The organism is Comamonas odontotermitis, assembly GCF_014207855.1.
GTDB classification, from domain to species: Bacteria; Pseudomonadota; Gammaproteobacteria; order Burkholderiales; family Burkholderiaceae_C; genus Comamonas; species Comamonas odontotermitis_A.
The window spans coordinates 130,547-147,447 of record NZ_JACHKZ010000005.1 but is presented as its reverse complement, the minus strand read 5'-3'; the positions used below and the strand labels follow the sequence as shown (position 1 = coordinate 147,447).

The window sequence follows — 16,901 nt, the reverse complement described above, 5'->3', positions numbered from 1 at the left end:
CATAATGCAGTGATGACGAGTCCTGTAAAACGTTTTTCGATGATCCGCGAGTTCCATCTGGCGGACTGGTTCACCCTGGGCAATGCGGTCTGCGGCGTGGGCGCGCTGTTTTCGGCCATGAGCTATCTGGAGACCGGAGACCGGCGTCACATCTACTTTGCTGCGGCGCTGGTACTGGCGGCATTGATCTTTGATGTGCTGGATGGGCGGATCGCCCGCTGGCGCCAGAAATCATCGGCCATGGGGCGCGAGCTCGATTCGCTGGCTGATGTGATCTCATTCGGCGTAGCGCCAGCCATCATTGCCTACGCCTGCGGCATGCAGGGCCTGTGGGACCGCGTGGTGCTGGGCTTTTTTGTGGCCTGCGGTGTCTCACGCCTTGCGCGTTACAACGTGACTGCCGAGGAGCTGGCCGAGGGGCCGTCGGGCAAGGTGAAGTATTTCGAGGGCACGCCCATTCCGACCTCGATCGTGCTGGTGGCGATGCTGGCAGTGGCGGCCGCCACGAGCGCCGTGCGCGCCGATCTTTGGCTGGGGGCGGTCAAGATTGCTGGCTTTACGCTGCACCCGCTGGTGCTGTTGTTTGCGCTGTCGGGCTCGCTGATGATCAGCCGGATCAGGATTCCGAAGCTGTAGCTTCTGCAGGCATGGCCTTTGCGTCGTGGGCTGTCAAAAGAGCGCTGTCGGCGCTTGCCTGTATTGGATACTGAGCTGTTTTCTATCCAGAATCCAATGCAGAAAGGCGTTGGCAGCCTTGCTTTTTAGCGATGGCAGTTACAGCCCTCGGATATGCTCCACGTGCGCCAGCAGCGAACGCTTGGCCACGGGCCACAGTGCCTGCGGTGTATCGGCATAGGCGATGGCCACCCAGTCTTCCGGTGTGCCATCGGGGCTGTGCGCCATGGCCGCCTTCACTTTCGCTTCGCGTGCCATGCGGTGGGCGTGCAGCTTTTGAATCACCTGCAGCGGGCGCGCTAGCGCATAGCCATGGGCGGGCAGGATAAAGCCCACCTGGCTCGTCTCGCAGGCGTTCGCCAGTTTTTGCAGGGACGCCAGGTACAGGCGCATGTTGCCGTCGGGTGGATCGACCACGGTGGTGCTGCCGTTGAGGATGTGGTCGCCGCTCAGCAGCAGGCCGTCTTCTTCCAGCACCAGGCACACGTGGTTGGCCGCATGGCCTGGGGTGTGGATGGCGCGTAGAGTGTGGCTGTGGGCGGCACCATCGGGATGGCGCAGCGCCAGCGTAGCGCCGTCGGGCAGCTCCCGATCTGGCGTGAACTGGCTGCCAGCGCGCGCCGTGGGGGCCGACGGCAGGCCCCAGATCACTGGGGTGGCGAAACCCGCCTGGGCCACCAGCGCCTGCAGCGGGGCAGCGCCGGGGGAATGGTCCGGGTGTGAATGGGTGCAGACGATGGCGCGAATGTCGCCGCCCGTGGCAGCCATGATGCGCGCCAGATGCGGGTCGCCCTGGCCCTGGGGTTTGGGGCCGGGGTCGACGACGATGTAACCGGTGGCCGGATCTCCGATGAGGTAGGTATTGGTGCCGGGGCCGGTCATGGTGCCGCCGTTGTCGGCGGTGAGGCGCATCACATTCTTCAAAAGCGGCACGGGCCGCTCGCTTTGCCAGCCTACGGCATGGTGCAATTGGCCATCGGGGCAGACCAGGGCCAGCTCACCGTATACGGTCTGGTGCTCCATGAAGCGTTGTACCTTGCCATTCACCAGCCCCCCGCGCGGCAGCGTCTCCCACAACATCTGCCCGGCCGGCAAGGCCTGCAGCACGTCCAGCAGCGCCTGCACCTTGGGGTATCGGGTCAGATGCTCCAGCGTGGTCTGGGTGGGGAACATCAAGGTCATCTCGCCCTGGGCTGCGCGCAGCAGGGCGTCTGCCGGGTGGCACCACAGTGGTTCAAACTGCTCGGCGTCGTCGGTGACAGGCGTCTGGCCTTCGGGCATGCGGGCGACGAGAAAGGGGACGTCAAAGCGGATGGGAATTTCCAGTGCCGCCGTCCAGCGTGCCAGCGGCCACAGCGCGTCAGCCGCCAGGGTCAGCCCCAGCCGGGCGCATTGCGGCAAGAGCGGCTGGTTGCGGTCGATCTGCGCTACCTCCGCCTGCGTTGCCCAGCGGCCATCCGTGTTGCGGGCCAGCAGCACCCCCATCTCCTCCATGCTTTCGCGGATGGCAGCCTGGGCGTAGGTGAGCGCATCGGCAGTCTGCGTGGAGCGGCGGGCGAGTTGCTCGTGGTGGAGCCGGTCTTCGGCGTCCAGCGAGCCACCGGGAAAGACATAGTGGTTGGCCGCAAAGCGGGCTTTGTCGGATCGGCGCGACATCAGCACTTCCAGCCGCGTGGTGCCCGGCGCGCCTTGTGGGTCTGGCGCATCGCGCAAAAACAGGACGGTTGCGGCGGCACGCGCAGGCACGGGTTCGCGCTGTGCGTGGAGAAGCTGGCTGGTGCGGGTCATAGGGGCATTATCAAACCTGGCTGGCTCCCTGGGTGTCACACGCATTGCGCAAATGCGCCGCTTCGGTACCGAAGTGCGCCAGACAGCGATAATGACTGCATGGAAATCCGCTTCACCAAGATGCAAGGCGCCGGCAACGACTTTGTCGTGCTGGACGAGACTGCGGGCCCGCTGGGCCTGCGCGCTGACCAGTACCGTTTCCTGGCCGATCGTCACTTCGGCGTGGGGGCAGACCAGATCCTGACCGTGCGCCCGGCGCCTGCAGCAGGGATCGATTTTGAATACATCATCCACAACGCCGATGGGGGTGAGGTGGAGCAGTGCGGCAATGGCGCGCGCTGTTTTGCTCGTTTTGTCTATGACAAGGGGCTCACCGGCAAAAAGGCGATTCGCGTAAAGACGAAAAAAGGCGTGATCGCTCCCGAGCTGATGCCCGACGGCCGTGTCACCGTCAACATGGGGCAGCCGCGCCTCGATCCCGCCGAAGTACCTTTCGACACCAGCGGTCTGACACCGGTGGTGCAGCACCATGCGAAGAAATGGCCCGTGGCGGTAGATGATCAGGCGCAGACTGCTACAGTTTTAGTAGTCCCTGTATCCATGGGCAATCCGCATGGCGTACTGCTGGTGGATGATGTGGACACGGCACCTGTGCTGGCGCTGGGGCCACTGTTGGAGTTGCACCCGCGTTTTCCGGAGCGGGTGAACGTGGGATTTTTGCAGGTGCAGGACGCGCAGCATGTGCGCCTGCGTGTATACGAGCGCGGCGTGGGCGAGACCCTGGCATGCGGCACTGGTGCCTGCGCTGCCGTGGTGGCTGGCATTGAGCAGGGCCTGCTGCAAAGCCCGGTCGATGTACAGACCCGTGGCGGCTTGCTGACAATTGCCTGGACGGGCGATGCCAACGACCCGGTCATGATGACCGGCCCGGCCACGACGGTATTTGAAGGCCGCATCACCATTCCGGATTGAGTGGCCGCCGCTGAACCCGCAAGCCATAGGCGGTACGGCGGCGCCTGCAGATGCAGCAAACACGTTCCAAGAGAGACGAGAGACACCATGACGACGGATAACCAGGTTCCCCCGATCACCGAAGAAGACATTGCGGAATTTCTGATCCAGACGCCTGATTTCTTTGAGCGCCAGGCCCAGGTGCTGGCGGGCGTGCAGATCATCAGCCCGTATGGCAACCGCACTGTGAGCCTGCAGGAGCGCCAGGCCGAGATGCTGCGCGACAAGATCAAGGGCCTGGAGCACCGCATCATGGACATGATGCGCAATGGCAGCCAGAACCACCACACCATCGATCGCATTCACCATTGGACCTGCGACGTGGTCAAGACCCGCAATCCTGTGCAACTGCCCGAGGCCATTGCCGAGGGCCTTGCGCGCCATTTTGATGTCCCCCAGGTGGCCATCCGGCTGTGGGATGTGGCCGAGACCTACCTGAACGAGCCCTTTGCGCAGGGCATCAGCGCCGATGCGCGCAGCTTTGCGGGTTCGCTCTCGACCCCGTATTGCGGCCCTAATGTGGGTGTGGAGCCCGCTGGCTGGCTGCCAGACAGCGCCCAGGTGCAGTCGGTGGTGCTGCTGCCCCTGCGCGATGGCGCCATCAATGGCGATGAGCCAGCATGGGGTCTGCTGGTGCTGGGCTCACCCGATCCGATGCGCTTTGATGCCGACATGAGCACCGATCTGCTCGAACGCATTGGCGAGGTGGCTGCGAGCGTGCTCTCGCGCCTGCGCTGAAGGCTTGCATGGCATCCGGTAGCGACGAGTCAGAGCAGGCACAGCAGACGCTGTCGCCTGAGATGCTGCGCTATCTGGAACATGTGCGCGTGCAAAAGCGCCTGGCTGCACGCACGCAGACTTTGTACCTGCTCGATCTGCAACGCCTGCAGGCCATGGCAGCCGATGCCGCCATGCCTGCGCTGCAACTCACCCCCAACCACATACGCCGTTTTGTGGCGCAGATGCACGGCGCGGGCCGCAGTGGACGCGGCATCGCGTTGATTCTCTCGGGTTGGCGCGGTTTTTACACCTGGGCTGGGCGCGAGGGGCTGATCGCTCACAACCCCGTTCAGGATGTGCGCGCCCCCAAGTCGCCCAAGCCGTTGCCCAAGGCGCTGTCGGTGGACGATGCGGTGCGTTTTGCCGAAAGCGCCCATGCCCAGGGCGACCCGTGGGTGCAGGCGCGCGATACGGCCATGGTGGAGCTGATGTACGGCAGTGGCCTGCGTGTGGGTGAGTTGGTCGGGCTGGATGTCTTGGCCAGTGAACATGCGCGTGGCTGGGTGGATTTGCAGGCCGCCGAAGCCCATGTGTTGGGCAAAGGCAGCAAGCGGCGCACTGTGCCGGTGGGCAAGGAGGCGCTGGCCGCCTTGCACGCATGGTTGCAGGTGCGAGCCCAGAGCTTGCCCGCGGCTGGGCAGTGCGATCCCGCGCTCTTCATTGGTGTGCGTGGCGCCCGCCTGTCGGCTGCCAGCGTCTGGCAGCGCCTGCGGGAGCGCAGCGTGACGGCGGGCATGACCACGCCCGTGCATCCGCACATGCTTCGCCATTCCTTTGCCAGCCATGTCCTGCAGTCCAGCCAGGATCTGCGAGCCGTGCAGGAACTGCTGGGCCACGCGAGCATCACCACGACGCAGGTTTATACCCGGCTGGATTTTCAGCATCTGGCGCAGGTTTACGATAAGGCACACCCCCGGGCGCGCAAAAAGGATTGAATTTTTGATTTTTCGGCCGCTGGCGTTCATCAATTAAGGATTGGTAGCTATTTATTTGATAGCGTTTTGAGGTTTGGGTGGTTCGTTTCACCGGCGCAGGCAGGCTGCGGACCGGTCTCCGGTGGGTGCCTGGTGAGCAGATGCAGACATAAGGATCTCCGATGGGGTGACGTGCAACCCTCACTGGGTCGTTGCCCTCTCTGTCGATAGACACAGGCAGCCTGAAGCTCCCCTTATCACCCCTTGGTGCAAACCATGCCACAATAGCCCGCTCCCTTCGTCGCCCGGCTTGATATGGCGCGAAGTGATTCCATATAGATGTGTTTAGAGCGACGGCTCTATCGGCCGGTCCGCGATTGTCCGTCCGGGACGGCGGGCAGACGCGGTACCCCCACCGCCGCCCAGTGTGTAACTTTCGGGTGTTTTATGCCTCTCATTCCAGTCACCATCCTCACGGGCTTTCTCGGCTCGGGCAAAACTACGCTGCTCAAGCGCGTGCTGCATGAATCACACGGCATGAAGATTGCCGTGATCGAGAACGAGTTCGGCGAAGAAAACATCGACACTGACATTCTCAAGACGGAGTCGAAAGAGCAGATCCTGCAGATGAGCAATGGATGCATCTGCTGCACCATTCGTGAAGATCTGCGTGAAGCCTTGCAATTGCTGGCTGCCAAGCGCCGCAAGGGTTTGCTCGACTTTGATCGCATCGTGATCGAAACCACGGGCCTTGCAGATCCAGGGCCTGTGGCGCAGACTTTCTTCATGGACGAAGAGATCGCAGAAACCTGCCTGATCGATTCCATCATCACGCTGGTGGACGCCAAGCATGCGAACCAGCAGTTGGACACGCGCCAGGAAGCGCGCCGCCAGGTGGGTTTTGCCGACCAGATTTTTCTGTCCAAGACCGACCTCGTGACCGAGGCCGAGAAAGATGCGCTGGTCCATCGCCTGAAACACATGAACCCGCGCGCGCCCATTCGTGCCGTGCACTTTGGTGATGTGCCGCTCAAGGAAGTGTTTGACCTGTTTGGCTTCAATCTGAACGCGAAACTGGACATTGATCCCGATTTCCTCAAGGAAGACAGTCATGACCACAGCCACTGCGACCATGACCATGGCAAGTGCGAACATGACCATGACCACCATGCGCACGGCAAAGATTGCGATCACGATCACGACCATGAACATGGCGAGCACTGCAGTCACCCGCACCACCATCACCACGACGATGATGTGAAGAGCTTTGTCTACAGAACCGACAAGGCCTTTGACCCGGCCAAGCTCGAAGATTTTCTGGGGGCCATTGTGAACATTTATGGCCCTCGCATGCTGCGCTATAAAGGCGTATTGGCGATGAAGGGTACCAACCGCAAAGTGATCTTTCAGGGTGTGCACCAGCTGATGGGCAGTGACCTGGGGCCGGAGTGGGCTGCGGATGAGGCGCGCCAGAGCAAGATGGTGTTCATCGGCATTGATCTGCCGCAGGATATCTTCAAGCAAGGCCTGGATCAGTGCGTGGTGGCGGCCTGAGTTCGTAAACGTCTGTGAACGGGCGCGCCTCAGGGCAAACCCGGCGTTGTACGAGGGCCGCAATCCCTTGTTGGCAGGCGCTAATGGCATATACAATCGCGGCCCGAAATGCAGCAAAGCGGAAGACGCGGAATCCGCGGCTTGCAAGGGCGGGACTGGATCGGTGACATGGCGGTGGTCTGAAGAGGGGCTGCAGCCGTAGTGACGACAGAGAAGGAGGCTTGTGCATGCAAGGCCTGCGCTGCCGGAGAGAGCCCGGGGGCGAGAACTTGCACAAGGCGAAGTCGTGGCCTCGCGGCGCGTCTTCAAAGCAAAGCGGCCCGGTTCCCGGATCGGCCAGAGAGAGTAGGGCGCTGAACCTGTGTCATGCGGCGCCTTTTGTAACCCCGGCGGACGTCCGCCGGCATGGATAAACTGCACTAGCCAGTCGAGAGAACTATGCCAACCACAACGCAAACCACCCCCAAACGCGACACCAAGCTGGCCAACGCCTGGAAGTCGAAGCCGGCAGATGCGCTCACGGACGATGAGGTGCTGGCCATGCCAGAGAGCGAGTACATGAATGATGTGCAGCTCGCGTTCTTCCGCAACAAGCTGGTGGAGCTGAAGAAGGGCATCCACCTCAATGCGGATGCAACCACCGAGAATCTGCGCGAAGATACCGTCGTGGTGCCTGACCCGGCCGACCGTGCCACCATCGAAGAAGAGCACGCTTTGGTCTTGCGCACTCGTGATCGGGAGCGTAAGCTTCTCAAAAAGATCGACCAGTCGATTGCACGCATTGATGCGGGCGATTATGGCTATTGCGACGAAACCGGCGAGCCGATCGGTGTGGGTCGTCTGCTGGCGCGCCCGACAGCCACGCTGTCGCTGGAAGCGCAGCAGCGCCGTGAGCTGAAACAAAAAATGTTTGGCGATTGAGGCTGGAGGGCCGAAGCCGGACATGCCAAAGAGAGGGAGTAGCCATGAGTGAGGCCAATAAGCCGTCCAAGGGTTTGTTGTCCAAGGTTGTGCGCTTTGTAACCAAGCCGACCACCCAGTGGTCGGAGCTGGACAAGGTGCCTGAACCTGAAAATCCGGAAGAGCAGTACTCCAAGCAGGCGCTCAAAGAAATCATGGAGCGCAAGCGCCGCAACGATTTCGTGCGCAAGCTCGAGTTTGACCAGTTGCGCAAGATCCGGCGTGAAGCGAACAAATCCACCGCACCTGCTGCAGACAGCATGGGGCCGCGCAATTCCGCAGCCATGCTGGAAGCGGCCATGGCCGAAGGCGCAGCATCTAAGGGCACCAAGCTGACCCGGCCTGCCAATACGCTCGAAAAGATCAACGAAATCGAGCAGCAGATGTCCAAGCAGTGGTGGTCGGGCGACGGTGCTCCCGCAGCTTCCGCTCCGGCCAGCATCACTGGCGCCATGCCTGCGCCTGAGCCTGGCACAGCCCCCGTGCCCCCTGAATCCGCGATATCTGCGCCTTCGCCCCTTGCGCCACAGGCCCAACCCGTGGTGGCTACACCGCTGGCCCCGGGTGCATTTGACGAGCAGGTGGAGTCAGGCCGTTTCATCCACGATGTGGATCTGGAAGAAGCCGCAGTGCTGTATGCCAATGGCGACAGTGCTGGTGCAGAGTCGTCTCTGCTTGCGCTCGTGCAGCAGCGCAATGGTGACTTGATGGGCCAGTTGGTGGTGTGGCTCACGCTGTTTGACCTGTACCGGGCGACTGGCGACCAGACCAAGTTCGATTTTCATGCCATTGAGTTCGCCAGCAAATATGGCCGCTCGGCACCAGTGTGGTTCTCCATGCCCGATGAGTTGGGTGCCAAGGCCCAATCTGCCGATGCTGACGAAGAACAAGTGCGCTTGCTCAATTGGCAGGCGCCTCCGTCGCTCAGTGCGGCGGCGCTGTCGGGCTTGCAGGGCAATCTCAAGCGTTTTCCACCACCGTGGACTCTTAATTGGTCGCGTGTAGGTGAGGTGCGTGACGAGGTGATCACTCCGCTGCTGACACTGTTCCGCTTCTGGGCCGATCAGCGCGATGCGCGTGTGGTGTTTGCCGGTGCCGACAAACTGTTGGCGGTGCTGGAGCAGGAAACGCCAGTGGGCGACAAGGCGGTGACAGAAGACCGCTGGTTGCTGCGCATGGCCTTGTTGCGGCTGATGGGTCTGGAGCAGGATTTTGAAGCGGCGGCGCTGGATTACTGCGTCACCTATGAGGTCTCACCACCATCCTGGGTGGCGCCCAAGCTGGATTTTGCGAGCGACAGCAGTCGCAGCAGCGCCAAGCCGGTAGTAGATTCGCTGCTGATTTCGGAACTGCAGAACGATGGCAAGAAGCAGGCTGCCACGGATGGCCCGCAGGCTGTGTTGGAGGGAATTATCGAGGGCGATGCGTCGCAGATGCTGGATGCATTCACTCCGATGGTTGAGCCCGGCCAGCCCTTCACTGTGCGTTGCGATCGTCTGATGCGCATTGACTTTGTGGCTGCTGGCTCGGTCCTGAACTGGGTGGCCGAATGCCAGCAAAAGAATGCGCTGATTCGCTTTGGCAATCTGCATCGGCTCAATGCGGTGTTTTTCAACTTGATTGGGATCAACGAACATTCCATCGTCAACCAGCGTGAAAACTGATCGGGCTGGCGGCTATCGATATCAAAAGGAGAGCGGTCTGCGCTTGTCTTTGTTGAATTTCAGGGGTGAAATAAGCTGAAATTCAAACAGACTATGTGCAGCAAGCTCTCTTTTTTTGTGCGTGCAATCTTTTTTCGGGGGGGGGCTGGCAAGCCTGAAATTCAACCCTGGGGGGCTTGGAATGCAGAGCGAGGGCTCCATATACCGGGAACTATGGAACAGTATCACGGCACAACCATTCTCAGCGTGCGGCGCGAAACGCCGCAAGGTATTCAGGTCGCTATCGGCGGCGATGGCCAGGTCACCCTGGGCAACATCGTTGTCAAGGGCACGGCACGCAAGGTGCGCAAGCTCTACGGCGGCAAGGTTCTGGCAGGGTTTGCCGGTGCAACCGCTGATGCATTTACGCTGTTTGAGCGCTTCGAGGCCAAGCTGGACAAACACCAGGGCCAGTTGACCCGTGCCGCCATCGAGCTGACCAAGGACTGGCGTACCGACCGTGTGCTGCGCCGCCTGGAGGCCATGCTGGCGGTGGCCGACCATACCGCCTCTCTTATCATCACCGGCAACGGGGATGTGCTGGAGCCCGAGCAAGGCCTCGTGGCCATCGGCTCTGGTGGAGCGTACGCACACTCCGCTGCGAAGGCCTTGCTGAACAATACCGATTTGTCGGCAGAAGATGTGGTGCGGAAGTCGCTTGGCATTGCGGGTGAGCTGTGCATCTATACCAATATGCACCACACCATTGAGACGCTGTGACAGCCTCTTTATCCGGCAATTGCTCTGCCCGGCCGCTTTCGGAGCGCGTGGGCCGGATGCAAGAAGCGGATGCACGCCAAAACTACTGAATTGATAGCTATCAGCGCTTGAAATTTGAGTGCAAAACGGGATTTTTGCTATATGTCATCGATGACGCCCCAGGAAATCGTTTCCGAACTCGACAACCACATCGTCGGCCAGGCCAAGGCCAAGCGTGCCGTGGCAATTGCGCTGCGCAACCGCTGGCGCCGCCAGCAGGTGGCAGATGGGTTGCGCCAGGAGATCACGCCCAAGAACATTCTGATGATCGGCCCCACCGGCGTGGGCAAGACCGAAATTGCCCGCCGGCTGGCCAAGCTGGCCGACGCGCCGTTCATCAAGGTGGAGGCGACCAAGTTCACCGAAGTGGGTTATGTGGGCAAGGACGTGGATGCCATCATCCGTGACCTGGCGGAAGTGGCCATCAAGCAGACGCGCGCCACGGACATGAAGAAGGTGCGAGTGCGTGCTGAAGATGCGGCCGAAGAGCGGATTCTGGATGTGTTGCTGCCACCGGCGCGCACGGGCGAAGCCGTACCTGATACGGGTACGCGCCAGGTGTTCCGCAAAAAGCTGCGCCAGGGGGAGTTGAACGACAAGGAAATCGAAATCGATCTGGCCGAGGCTAAGCCGCAGATCGAGATCATGGGCCCGCAGGGCATGGAAGAAATGGCCGAGCAATTGCGCGGCATGTTCAGCCAGATGGGGCAGGAAAAGCGCAAGACCCGCAAGCTCAAGATTGGTGAGGCACTGCAGCTGATTGCCGACGAAGAGGCCGCCAAGCTGGTCAACGAGGACGACGTGAAGACCCGGGCGATCGACAACCTGGAGCAAAACGGCATCGTCTTCATCGATGAAATCGACAAGGTTGCCGCGCGCCAGGAGAGCAGCGGCGCCGACGTATCGCGCCAGGGCGTGCAGCGCGACCTGCTGCCGCTGGTCGAGGGCACTACGGTCTCCACCAAGTACGGCATGGTCAAGACCGACCATATCCTGTTCATTGCCTCGGGCGCTTTCCATCTGGCCAAGCCCAGCGATCTGATTCCCGAGCTACAGGGCCGCTTTCCAATCCGTGTGGAGCTGGAATCTCTCTCGGTGCAGGATTTCGAAGCCATCCTGACGCAGACCCACGCCTCGCTGGTCAAGCAGTACCAGGCATTGCTCGCAACAGAAGGGGTGACGCTTGATTTTCGCCCCGATGGCATCACCCGCCTTGCCTACATTGCCTTCGATGTGAACGAGCGCACCGAAAACATTGGTGCCCGCCGCCTGGCCACGGTGATGGAGCGCCTGCTGGAGGAAATCAGCTTTGATGCCACCCGCCTGGGAGGGCAGACCGTCACCATCGACGCCGCCTACGTGGATGGCAAGCTGGGCTCACTGAGCCAGAACGAAGACCTGTCGCGCTATATCCTGTAAGCCGGACTGCTTCTTAAACCCCGTATGATGCACTGCGCGCTCGCCACAAGTTGGCGGGCGCTTGCTTTTGTGGTGTGCATCGCTTTGCAGTCTGTCATGCAGATTGTTTATTTGTAACTAAAAGAATCTGAGACGGTGCCTATTTTCGTCGAAAAGTGCTCAGAGTCTGGATCTAGAGGCGATCCTAAGTACTTATGAATTAACGAAATTTTTTTCGGCGTTTTGGCGATAATGCGGATATAAGTTATTGATTTATTTGTGTTTTCATTGCAAATGATTGTGTGAAGTTTTGGTGTGCTGGGTAAATCCTGATACAGTGGGGAAAAGTGCAATTTTGTGGGAAAAAGTGCACTTTCGATTCATCGGAACCCATCAACAAAGACCACACCGTGTTTCAGGGAGCCTCTTCACTCAGCCTCGATGCCAAGGGTCGGTTGTCCATACCGACCCGGCACCGCGACGCGCTGGTGCAGGCTGGGGCCTCGATCACCATCACGCGCCATCCGCATGGCTGCTTGATGGTGTTTCCACGCGATGAATGGGAAGCCTTCAGCTCCAAGATTGCCAAACTGCCACTTGATGCCCAGTGGTACAAGCGCATGTTTCTGGGCAATGCGATGGAAGTGGAAATGGACGCGACCGGACGTGTGCTGGTGTCGCCCGAATTGCGGGCGGCTGTCGGCATCACTAAGGAAGCGATCCTGATGGGGATGGGTAGCCATTTCGAGCTATGGGACAAGGCCACCTACGAAGAGAAGGAGGCTGAAGCCCTGGAGAAGATGACGCCTGAGGCGTTGAAAGATTTTGCATTCTGAGGTGCGTGTGGAAAACAAGAACTATCAACACACCACCGTCCTGCTGACCGAGGCGGTTGACGCCTTGCTGCAGGCCTCTGTGGATCAAGACCCCATTTTTGTCGATGGCACCTTCGGGCGCGGCGGACATTCGCGCCTGGTGCTGTCCCAATTGCCGCCCAACGGGCGGTTGATTGCTTTTGACAAGGATGTGGAGGCCATTGCCGAGGCGGCGCGCATCAGTGACGCCCGGTTTTCCATTCGCCATGAAGGCTTCAGCCATATGGCGGAACTCCCCGCAGCTTCGGTTGCCGGGGTGTTGTTGGATCTGGGGGTGAGTTCGCCCCAGATCGACAGTCCTGAGCGCGGGTTCAGTTTCCGCTTCGACGGCCCGCTCGACATGCGCATGGATACCACCCGCGGCCAAAGTGTGGCTGAGTGGTTGCAAGAGGCGGAAACACAGCAGATTGCGGAGGTGATACGTGACTTCGGTGAAGAACGGTTTGCTGGCCCCATTGCAAAGGCGATTGTTGCGCGGCGGGAGGCTGGCTCGCCAGTCGCCACCACTGCCGATCTGGCCGAGCTCGTGGCTGGCGCAGTCAAGACCCGCGAGGCTGGGCAAAACCCTGCCACGCGCACATTCCAGGCTCTTCGGATTTTCATCAATGCCGAGCTTGAGGAGCTCGAGCAGGCGCTAGAAGCCAGCCTGCGGGTGCTGGCGCCGGGTGGGCGGCTGGTGGTGATCAGCTTCCATTCGTTGGAAGATCGCATCGTCAAGCAGTTCATTGCCAAGCACTCCAAAGAGGTATATGACCGCCGCGCGCCCTTTGCGGTGCCCCAGCCCATGCGCCTCAAGGCCTTGGATCGCATCAAACCCAGCGAAGCGGAGGTCGCCGCCAACGCGCGTGCCCGCAGTGCCGTGATGCGTGTGGCAGAACGCACGGAGGTGCCCGCATGAGCGCGCTGTACCCGCCCACATTCAGCAAGAAAGGATATCTGTGCTGCTGCGCCTGAATATCCTTTTGCTGATTCTGTCGATCCTCAGCGCCATGGCGCTGGTGCAATCGCAGTATGAAGCGCGCAAACTGTTTACTGAACTGGATCGCACAGTGGCTCAATCGCGTCAGCTGGAAACCGATCACCAGCGGCTGCAGGTGGAAAAACGTGCCCAGGCCACGCCCCTGCGCCTGGAGCAACTGGCGCGCGACAAGATAGGAATGCAGACGGCAACACCTGCCGTGACGGTCTATGTGCAAGAGCCTGGCGCGGGAGCTGCGCCATGAGCCGGGACATGCGCTACTCCACCAGCCCCTTGCTTGCCGAGCGCACGCCCATGTGGCGCAGCCGCTTTGTCATGCTGGCGCTCGCGCTGGGCTTTTTCTGCCTGATCGGGCGCGCAGCCTATGTGCAGGTGATCGGCAATGATTTCTTCCTGCGCCAGGGCGAGGTGCGCTTTGCACGCACCATTGAATTGCCGGCCAACCGGGGCAGGTTGCTGGATCGCAATGGCCTGATCCTGGCTTCCAGCGTACCGGCTGCCAGTATTTGGGCGATTCCCGAGGATGTGGACCAGGACGATACGGCCACCCAATCCAAGCTGCGCGAAATCGCCAAGCTGATGGGGATGCCTTACGCCCAGCTCAATGCCAAGCTGGCCGATGAAGACAAGAGCTTTGTATGGATCAAGCGACAGCTGGACTGGGATATCGGCCAGAAGATCAAGGCGCTGGATGTCAAGGGCATCTATCTGCGCAAGGAATACAAGCGCCAATATCCGGAAGGTGAATCCGCAGCCCACGTCGTGGGCTTCACCAATGTGGAAGACCATGGCCAGGAAGGCATGGAGCTGGCCTTCGACAAGGAGCTGGGCGGCAAGGCAGGTTCGCGCCGCGTCATCAAGGATCGCCTGGGCCGCGTGGTGGAGGGCGTGGGCGTTGAAACCCCACCCCAGGAAGGGCAGGACATACAACTGTCGATCGACAGCAAGGTGCAATTCTTTGCCTACCAGAAGCTGCGTGATCAGGTGGCCGCCTTCAAGGCCAAGGCCGGCAGCGTGGTGGTGATGGATGCGCACACTGGTGAAGTGCTGGCGCTGGCCAACTACCCCAGCTATGACCCGAACAACCGCTCTCGCCTGACGGGGGAGCAGTTGCGCAATCGCGCCATCACCGACACCTTTGAGCCCGGCTCGACCATGAAGCCGATCACCATCGGCACGGCGTTGGAGCTGGGCCGTGTCAAGAACACGACCGTCATTGACACCACGCCGGGCCGCTATGCCATTGGCGGCTTCACGATCACCGACACGCACAACTATGGCGCGCTGACCGTGGACGGCGTGATCCAGAAGTCGAGCAACGTGGGCGCGCTCAAGGTGGCGCAAAAAATGTCGGCGCAGGAAATGTGGAATGTGCACTCTGCCCTGGGGTACGGACAGAAGCCGCAGATTTCCTTCCCTGGTGCAGCCAGTGGTCGTCTGCGCCCCTGGAAAAGCTGGAAGCCTGTGGAGCAGGCCACCATCGCCTATGGCTACGGCCTGTCGGCTTCGCTGTTCCAGATGGCGCGTTCGTACACGGTTTTTTCGAATGACGGCAATGTGATTCCGGCCACCATGCTCAAAAGCCCTGGCCGCCCAGCAGGCACGCCCGTGTTCTCCAAGAAAACGGCAGAACTGGTGCGGCACATGCTATGGCTGGCTGCGGGGCCTGGGGGTACCGGCCAGAAGGCACAGACCGTGGGCTACTCGATCGGCGGCAAATCCGGTACGGCGCGCAAGCAGCAGGGCAAGGGCTATGCCGCGGGCAAATACCGCTCCTGGTTCACCGGCATCGCACCGATCGAGAACCCGCGCATCATTGTTGCGGTGATGATCGATGAGCCGTCGCAAGGCAGCTTCTATGGTGGCACGGTGGCAGGCCCGGTGTTCAGCGAGGTCGTGCAGCAAACCTTGCGCCTGATGGGCGTGCAGCCTGACATGACGGTCAAGCCACAAATCGTTGCCAACGAAGTGGAGGAGTCGCTATGAACGCTACTCCCCAACTGCTTCACAGTGTCGGCGAAGCCATGGATTGGCTCAAGGCACGTGTCACGGACGGCACCTTGCAGACCGACAGCCGCAAGGTGCAACCCGGCGATGCATTTATCGCCTGGCCCGGCGGTGTCACCGATGGCCGCGCCTATGTGGCGCAAGCCGTGCAGCGTGGCGGAGTTGCGTGTCTGGTAGAGCAGGCCGGCATGGAGCCATTCGATTTCGCGGGCATGCCTGTGGCCGCCATGCCAGAGCTCAAGGCTGCCACAGGAGAAATTGCCAACGCATGGTTTGGCGAACCCAGCCGGGCGCTGGATGTGCTGGCAATCACTGGCACCAACGGCAAGACCAGCATCAGCTGGTGGCTGGCCCAAGTAGTGGCGCATCTGGCCAAAGCAGGCGTGTTGCCGCATCGCGGCAGTGCGCTGGTGGGTACCCTGGGCGTCGGCATTCCGCCGCATCAGCTGGATGTGACGGGGATGACTACCCCTGACCCCGTGCTGCTGCAACGTGCATTCCGCACTTTTGTGGATGCAGGGTACGGCGCATGCGCTATCGAAGCCTCGTCCATCGGCATAGAGGAGCATCGGCTCGCTGGTACGCGCATCAAGACTGCGATCTTCACCAACTTCACCCAGGATCACCTGGACTACCACGGCAGCATGGAGTCCTACTGGGCTGCCAAGCGTGCGCTTTTCGCTTGGCCTGGCTTGCAGACGGCGGTGGTGAATGTCGATGATCCCAAGGGAGCGCAGCTGGCCAGCGAGTTAGCGGCTCAGCCTCTGGACTTGTGGACTGTCTCGATCGCCAACAACACGGCAGCACGTCTGTCGGCGCGAGATATCCGCGCCGGTGATCGCGGCCTGGTGTTTGAAGTGGTGGAAGGCGACGAGGCCGTCACGCTCCACAGCCAGGTGATCGGCCAGTACAACGTGCTCAACCTGCTGGAAGTGATCGCCTGTGTGCGGGCGCTGGGCGTTGGCCTTCAGCAGGCCGTGGACGCATGCGCCGGAATGGCTGCCGTGCCCGGCCGCATGGAACAGGTGACCGAGGCCGGTGCGCCCCTGGTCGCCATTGATTATTCGCACACGCCTGACGCATTGGAGAAGGCCTTGCAGGCCTTGCGCCCGCTCGCGGCGCAGCGCGCGGGACGGCTGTGGTGCGTGTTCGGCTGTGGCGGCAACCGCGATGCCACCAAGCGCCCGCAAATGGGCCGCATTGCGCAAACCCAGGCTGACGAAGTGATCGTGACCAGCGACAACCCCCGCGGTGAAGCGCCATTGGCCATTATTGACGACATCGTGCAAGGCATGTTCAACAGTGCGCACTGGCATGTGCAGGCCGATCGTGCCGCAGCGATTGACGAGGCGGTATGCCGCGCCGCCAGCGAGGACGTGATCCTGCTGGCTGGCAAGGGACATGAAGACTATCAAGAGATTGCGGGTGTGAAGCACCCGTTTCTCGACACGGCGCAGGCGAAGGCGGCGCTGGCCAAGCGGAAAGAACAACTATGACG

At 61.0% G+C, this 16,901-nt stretch carries 14 protein-coding genes and 1 pseudogene; 14 read left to right on the top strand and 1 reads right to left on the bottom strand.

Annotated features, from left to right (window positions below):
* Positions 1–12 precede the first annotated feature (12 nt).
* Positions 13–636 carry a CDP-diacylglycerol--serine O-phosphatidyltransferase gene (pssA, locus tag HNP33_RS06090; protein ID WP_184706353.1) on the top strand — a complete coding sequence of 208 codons (624 nt, stop codon included), beginning with the start codon at positions 13–15 and terminating at the stop codon, positions 634–636.
* Between the two features lie 138 nt (positions 637–774).
* Here the strand turns inward: pssA and HNP33_RS06085 are convergent, their stop codons facing one another.
* Positions 775–2,463 (bottom strand): MBL fold metallo-hydrolase, encoded by a 1,689-nt coding sequence (locus HNP33_RS06085; RefSeq protein ID WP_184706351.1) that lies wholly within the window; start codon positions 2,461–2,463, stop codon positions 775–777.
* 99 nt (positions 2,464–2,562) lie between these two features.
* Between HNP33_RS06085 and dapF the strand changes: the two genes are divergently transcribed.
* The 13 genes and pseudogenes from dapF (at position 2,563) to HNP33_RS06020 (ending at position 16,899) form a co-directional block, all read left to right on the top strand.
* Positions 2,563–3,435 carry a diaminopimelate epimerase gene (gene dapF / locus HNP33_RS06080; RefSeq protein WP_184706349.1) on the top strand — a complete coding sequence of 291 codons (873 nt, stop codon included), beginning with the start codon at positions 2,563–2,565 and terminating at the stop codon, positions 3,433–3,435.
* An 87-nt stretch (positions 3,436–3,522) separates the two neighbouring features.
* The gene (locus HNP33_RS06075) at positions 3,523–4,212 is read left to right on the top strand and encodes a DUF484 family protein (protein ID WP_184706346.1); all 690 of its coding nucleotides are present in this window, start codon (positions 3,523–3,525) and stop codon (positions 4,210–4,212) included.
* Between the two features lie 8 nt (positions 4,213–4,220).
* Positions 4,221–5,189 carry a tyrosine-type recombinase/integrase gene (locus tag HNP33_RS06070; protein WP_184706344.1) on the top strand — a complete coding sequence of 323 codons (969 nt, stop codon included), beginning with the start codon at positions 4,221–4,223 and terminating at the stop codon, positions 5,187–5,189.
* 426 nt (positions 5,190–5,615) lie between these two features.
* A complete protein-coding gene (locus HNP33_RS06065) occupies positions 5,616–6,722 on the top strand; it encodes a CobW family GTP-binding protein (protein ID WP_184706342.1) in 1,107 nt (368 codons plus the stop codon).
* Positions 6,723–7,175: 453 nt separating this feature from the next.
* A pseudogene (dksA, locus tag HNP33_RS06060) lies at positions 7,176–7,643 on the top strand (RNA polymerase-binding protein DksA); the annotation flags it as partial.
* Positions 7,644–7,687: 44 nt separating this feature from the next.
* Complete coding sequence (locus HNP33_RS06055; protein WP_184706338.1) at positions 7,688–9,346, top strand: hypothetical protein; 1,659 nt, start codon at positions 7,688–7,690, stop codon at positions 9,344–9,346.
* Positions 9,347–9,559: 213 nt separating this feature from the next.
* A complete protein-coding gene (hslV, locus tag HNP33_RS06050; RefSeq protein ID WP_184706336.1) occupies positions 9,560–10,105 on the top strand; it encodes an ATP-dependent protease subunit HslV in 546 nt (181 codons plus the stop codon).
* Positions 10,106–10,246: 141 nt separating this feature from the next.
* Positions 10,247–11,563, top strand: coding sequence for an ATP-dependent protease ATPase subunit HslU (gene hslU / locus HNP33_RS06045; protein WP_184706334.1), 1,317 nt, complete (start codon positions 10,247–10,249; stop codon positions 11,561–11,563).
* Between the two features lie 389 nt (positions 11,564–11,952).
* Entirely contained in the window at positions 11,953–12,378 is a 426-nt protein-coding gene (gene mraZ, locus HNP33_RS06040) for a division/cell wall cluster transcriptional repressor MraZ (RefSeq protein WP_184706332.1), read from the top strand.
* Positions 12,379–12,385: 7 nt separating this feature from the next.
* Entirely contained in the window at positions 12,386–13,315 is a 930-nt protein-coding gene (rsmH, locus tag HNP33_RS06035) for a 16S rRNA (cytosine(1402)-N(4))-methyltransferase RsmH (protein ID WP_184706330.1), read from the top strand.
* A 43-nt stretch (positions 13,316–13,358) separates the two neighbouring features.
* Positions 13,359–13,640 carry a cell division protein FtsL gene (gene ftsL, locus HNP33_RS06030; RefSeq protein WP_184706475.1) on the top strand — a complete coding sequence of 94 codons (282 nt, stop codon included), beginning with the start codon at positions 13,359–13,361 and terminating at the stop codon, positions 13,638–13,640.
* Entirely contained in the window at positions 13,637–15,382 is a 1,746-nt protein-coding gene (locus HNP33_RS06025) for a peptidoglycan D,D-transpeptidase FtsI family protein (RefSeq protein ID WP_184706328.1), read from the top strand. Before ftsL ends, HNP33_RS06025 begins: the two co-directional genes overlap by 4 nt.
* Complete coding sequence (locus HNP33_RS06020; RefSeq protein WP_184706325.1) at positions 15,379–16,899, top strand: UDP-N-acetylmuramoyl-L-alanyl-D-glutamate--2,6-diaminopimelate ligase; 1,521 nt, start codon at positions 15,379–15,381, stop codon at positions 16,897–16,899. Before HNP33_RS06025 ends, HNP33_RS06020 begins: the two co-directional genes overlap by 4 nt.
* Positions 16,900–16,901 lie beyond the last annotated feature (2 nt).

Excerpts from the sequence above, each read along its gene's own strand:
- hslU (WP_184706334.1), top strand. The coding sequence starts at position 10,247 with ATGTCATCGATGACGCCCCAGGAAATCGTTTCCGAACTCGACAACCAC.
- HNP33_RS06020 (WP_184706325.1), top strand. The coding sequence starts at position 15,379 with ATGAACGCTACTCCCCAACTGCTTCACAGTGTCGGCGAAGCCATGGAT.
- HNP33_RS06075 (WP_184706346.1), top strand. The coding sequence starts at position 3,523 with ATGACGACGGATAACCAGGTTCCCCCGATCACCGAAGAAGACATTGCG.
- hslV (WP_184706336.1), top strand. The coding sequence starts at position 9,560 with ATGGAACAGTATCACGGCACAACCATTCTCAGCGTGCGGCGCGAAACG.
- HNP33_RS06025 (WP_184706328.1), top strand. The coding sequence starts at position 13,637 with ATGAGCCGGGACATGCGCTACTCCACCAGCCCCTTGCTTGCCGAGCGC.
- HNP33_RS06055 (WP_184706338.1), top strand. The coding sequence starts at position 7,688 with ATGAGTGAGGCCAATAAGCCGTCCAAGGGTTTGTTGTCCAAGGTTGTG.
- HNP33_RS06085 (WP_184706351.1), bottom strand. The coding sequence starts at position 2,463 with ATGACCCGCACCAGCCAGCTTCTCCACGCACAGCGCGAACCCGTGCCT.
- dapF (WP_184706349.1), top strand. The coding sequence starts at position 2,563 with ATGGAAATCCGCTTCACCAAGATGCAAGGCGCCGGCAACGACTTTGTC.
- pssA (WP_184706353.1), top strand. The coding sequence starts at position 13 with ATGACGAGTCCTGTAAAACGTTTTTCGATGATCCGCGAGTTCCATCTG.
- HNP33_RS06070 (WP_184706344.1), top strand. The coding sequence starts at position 4,221 with ATGGCATCCGGTAGCGACGAGTCAGAGCAGGCACAGCAGACGCTGTCG.
- HNP33_RS06065 (WP_184706342.1), top strand. The coding sequence starts at position 5,616 with ATGCCTCTCATTCCAGTCACCATCCTCACGGGCTTTCTCGGCTCGGGC.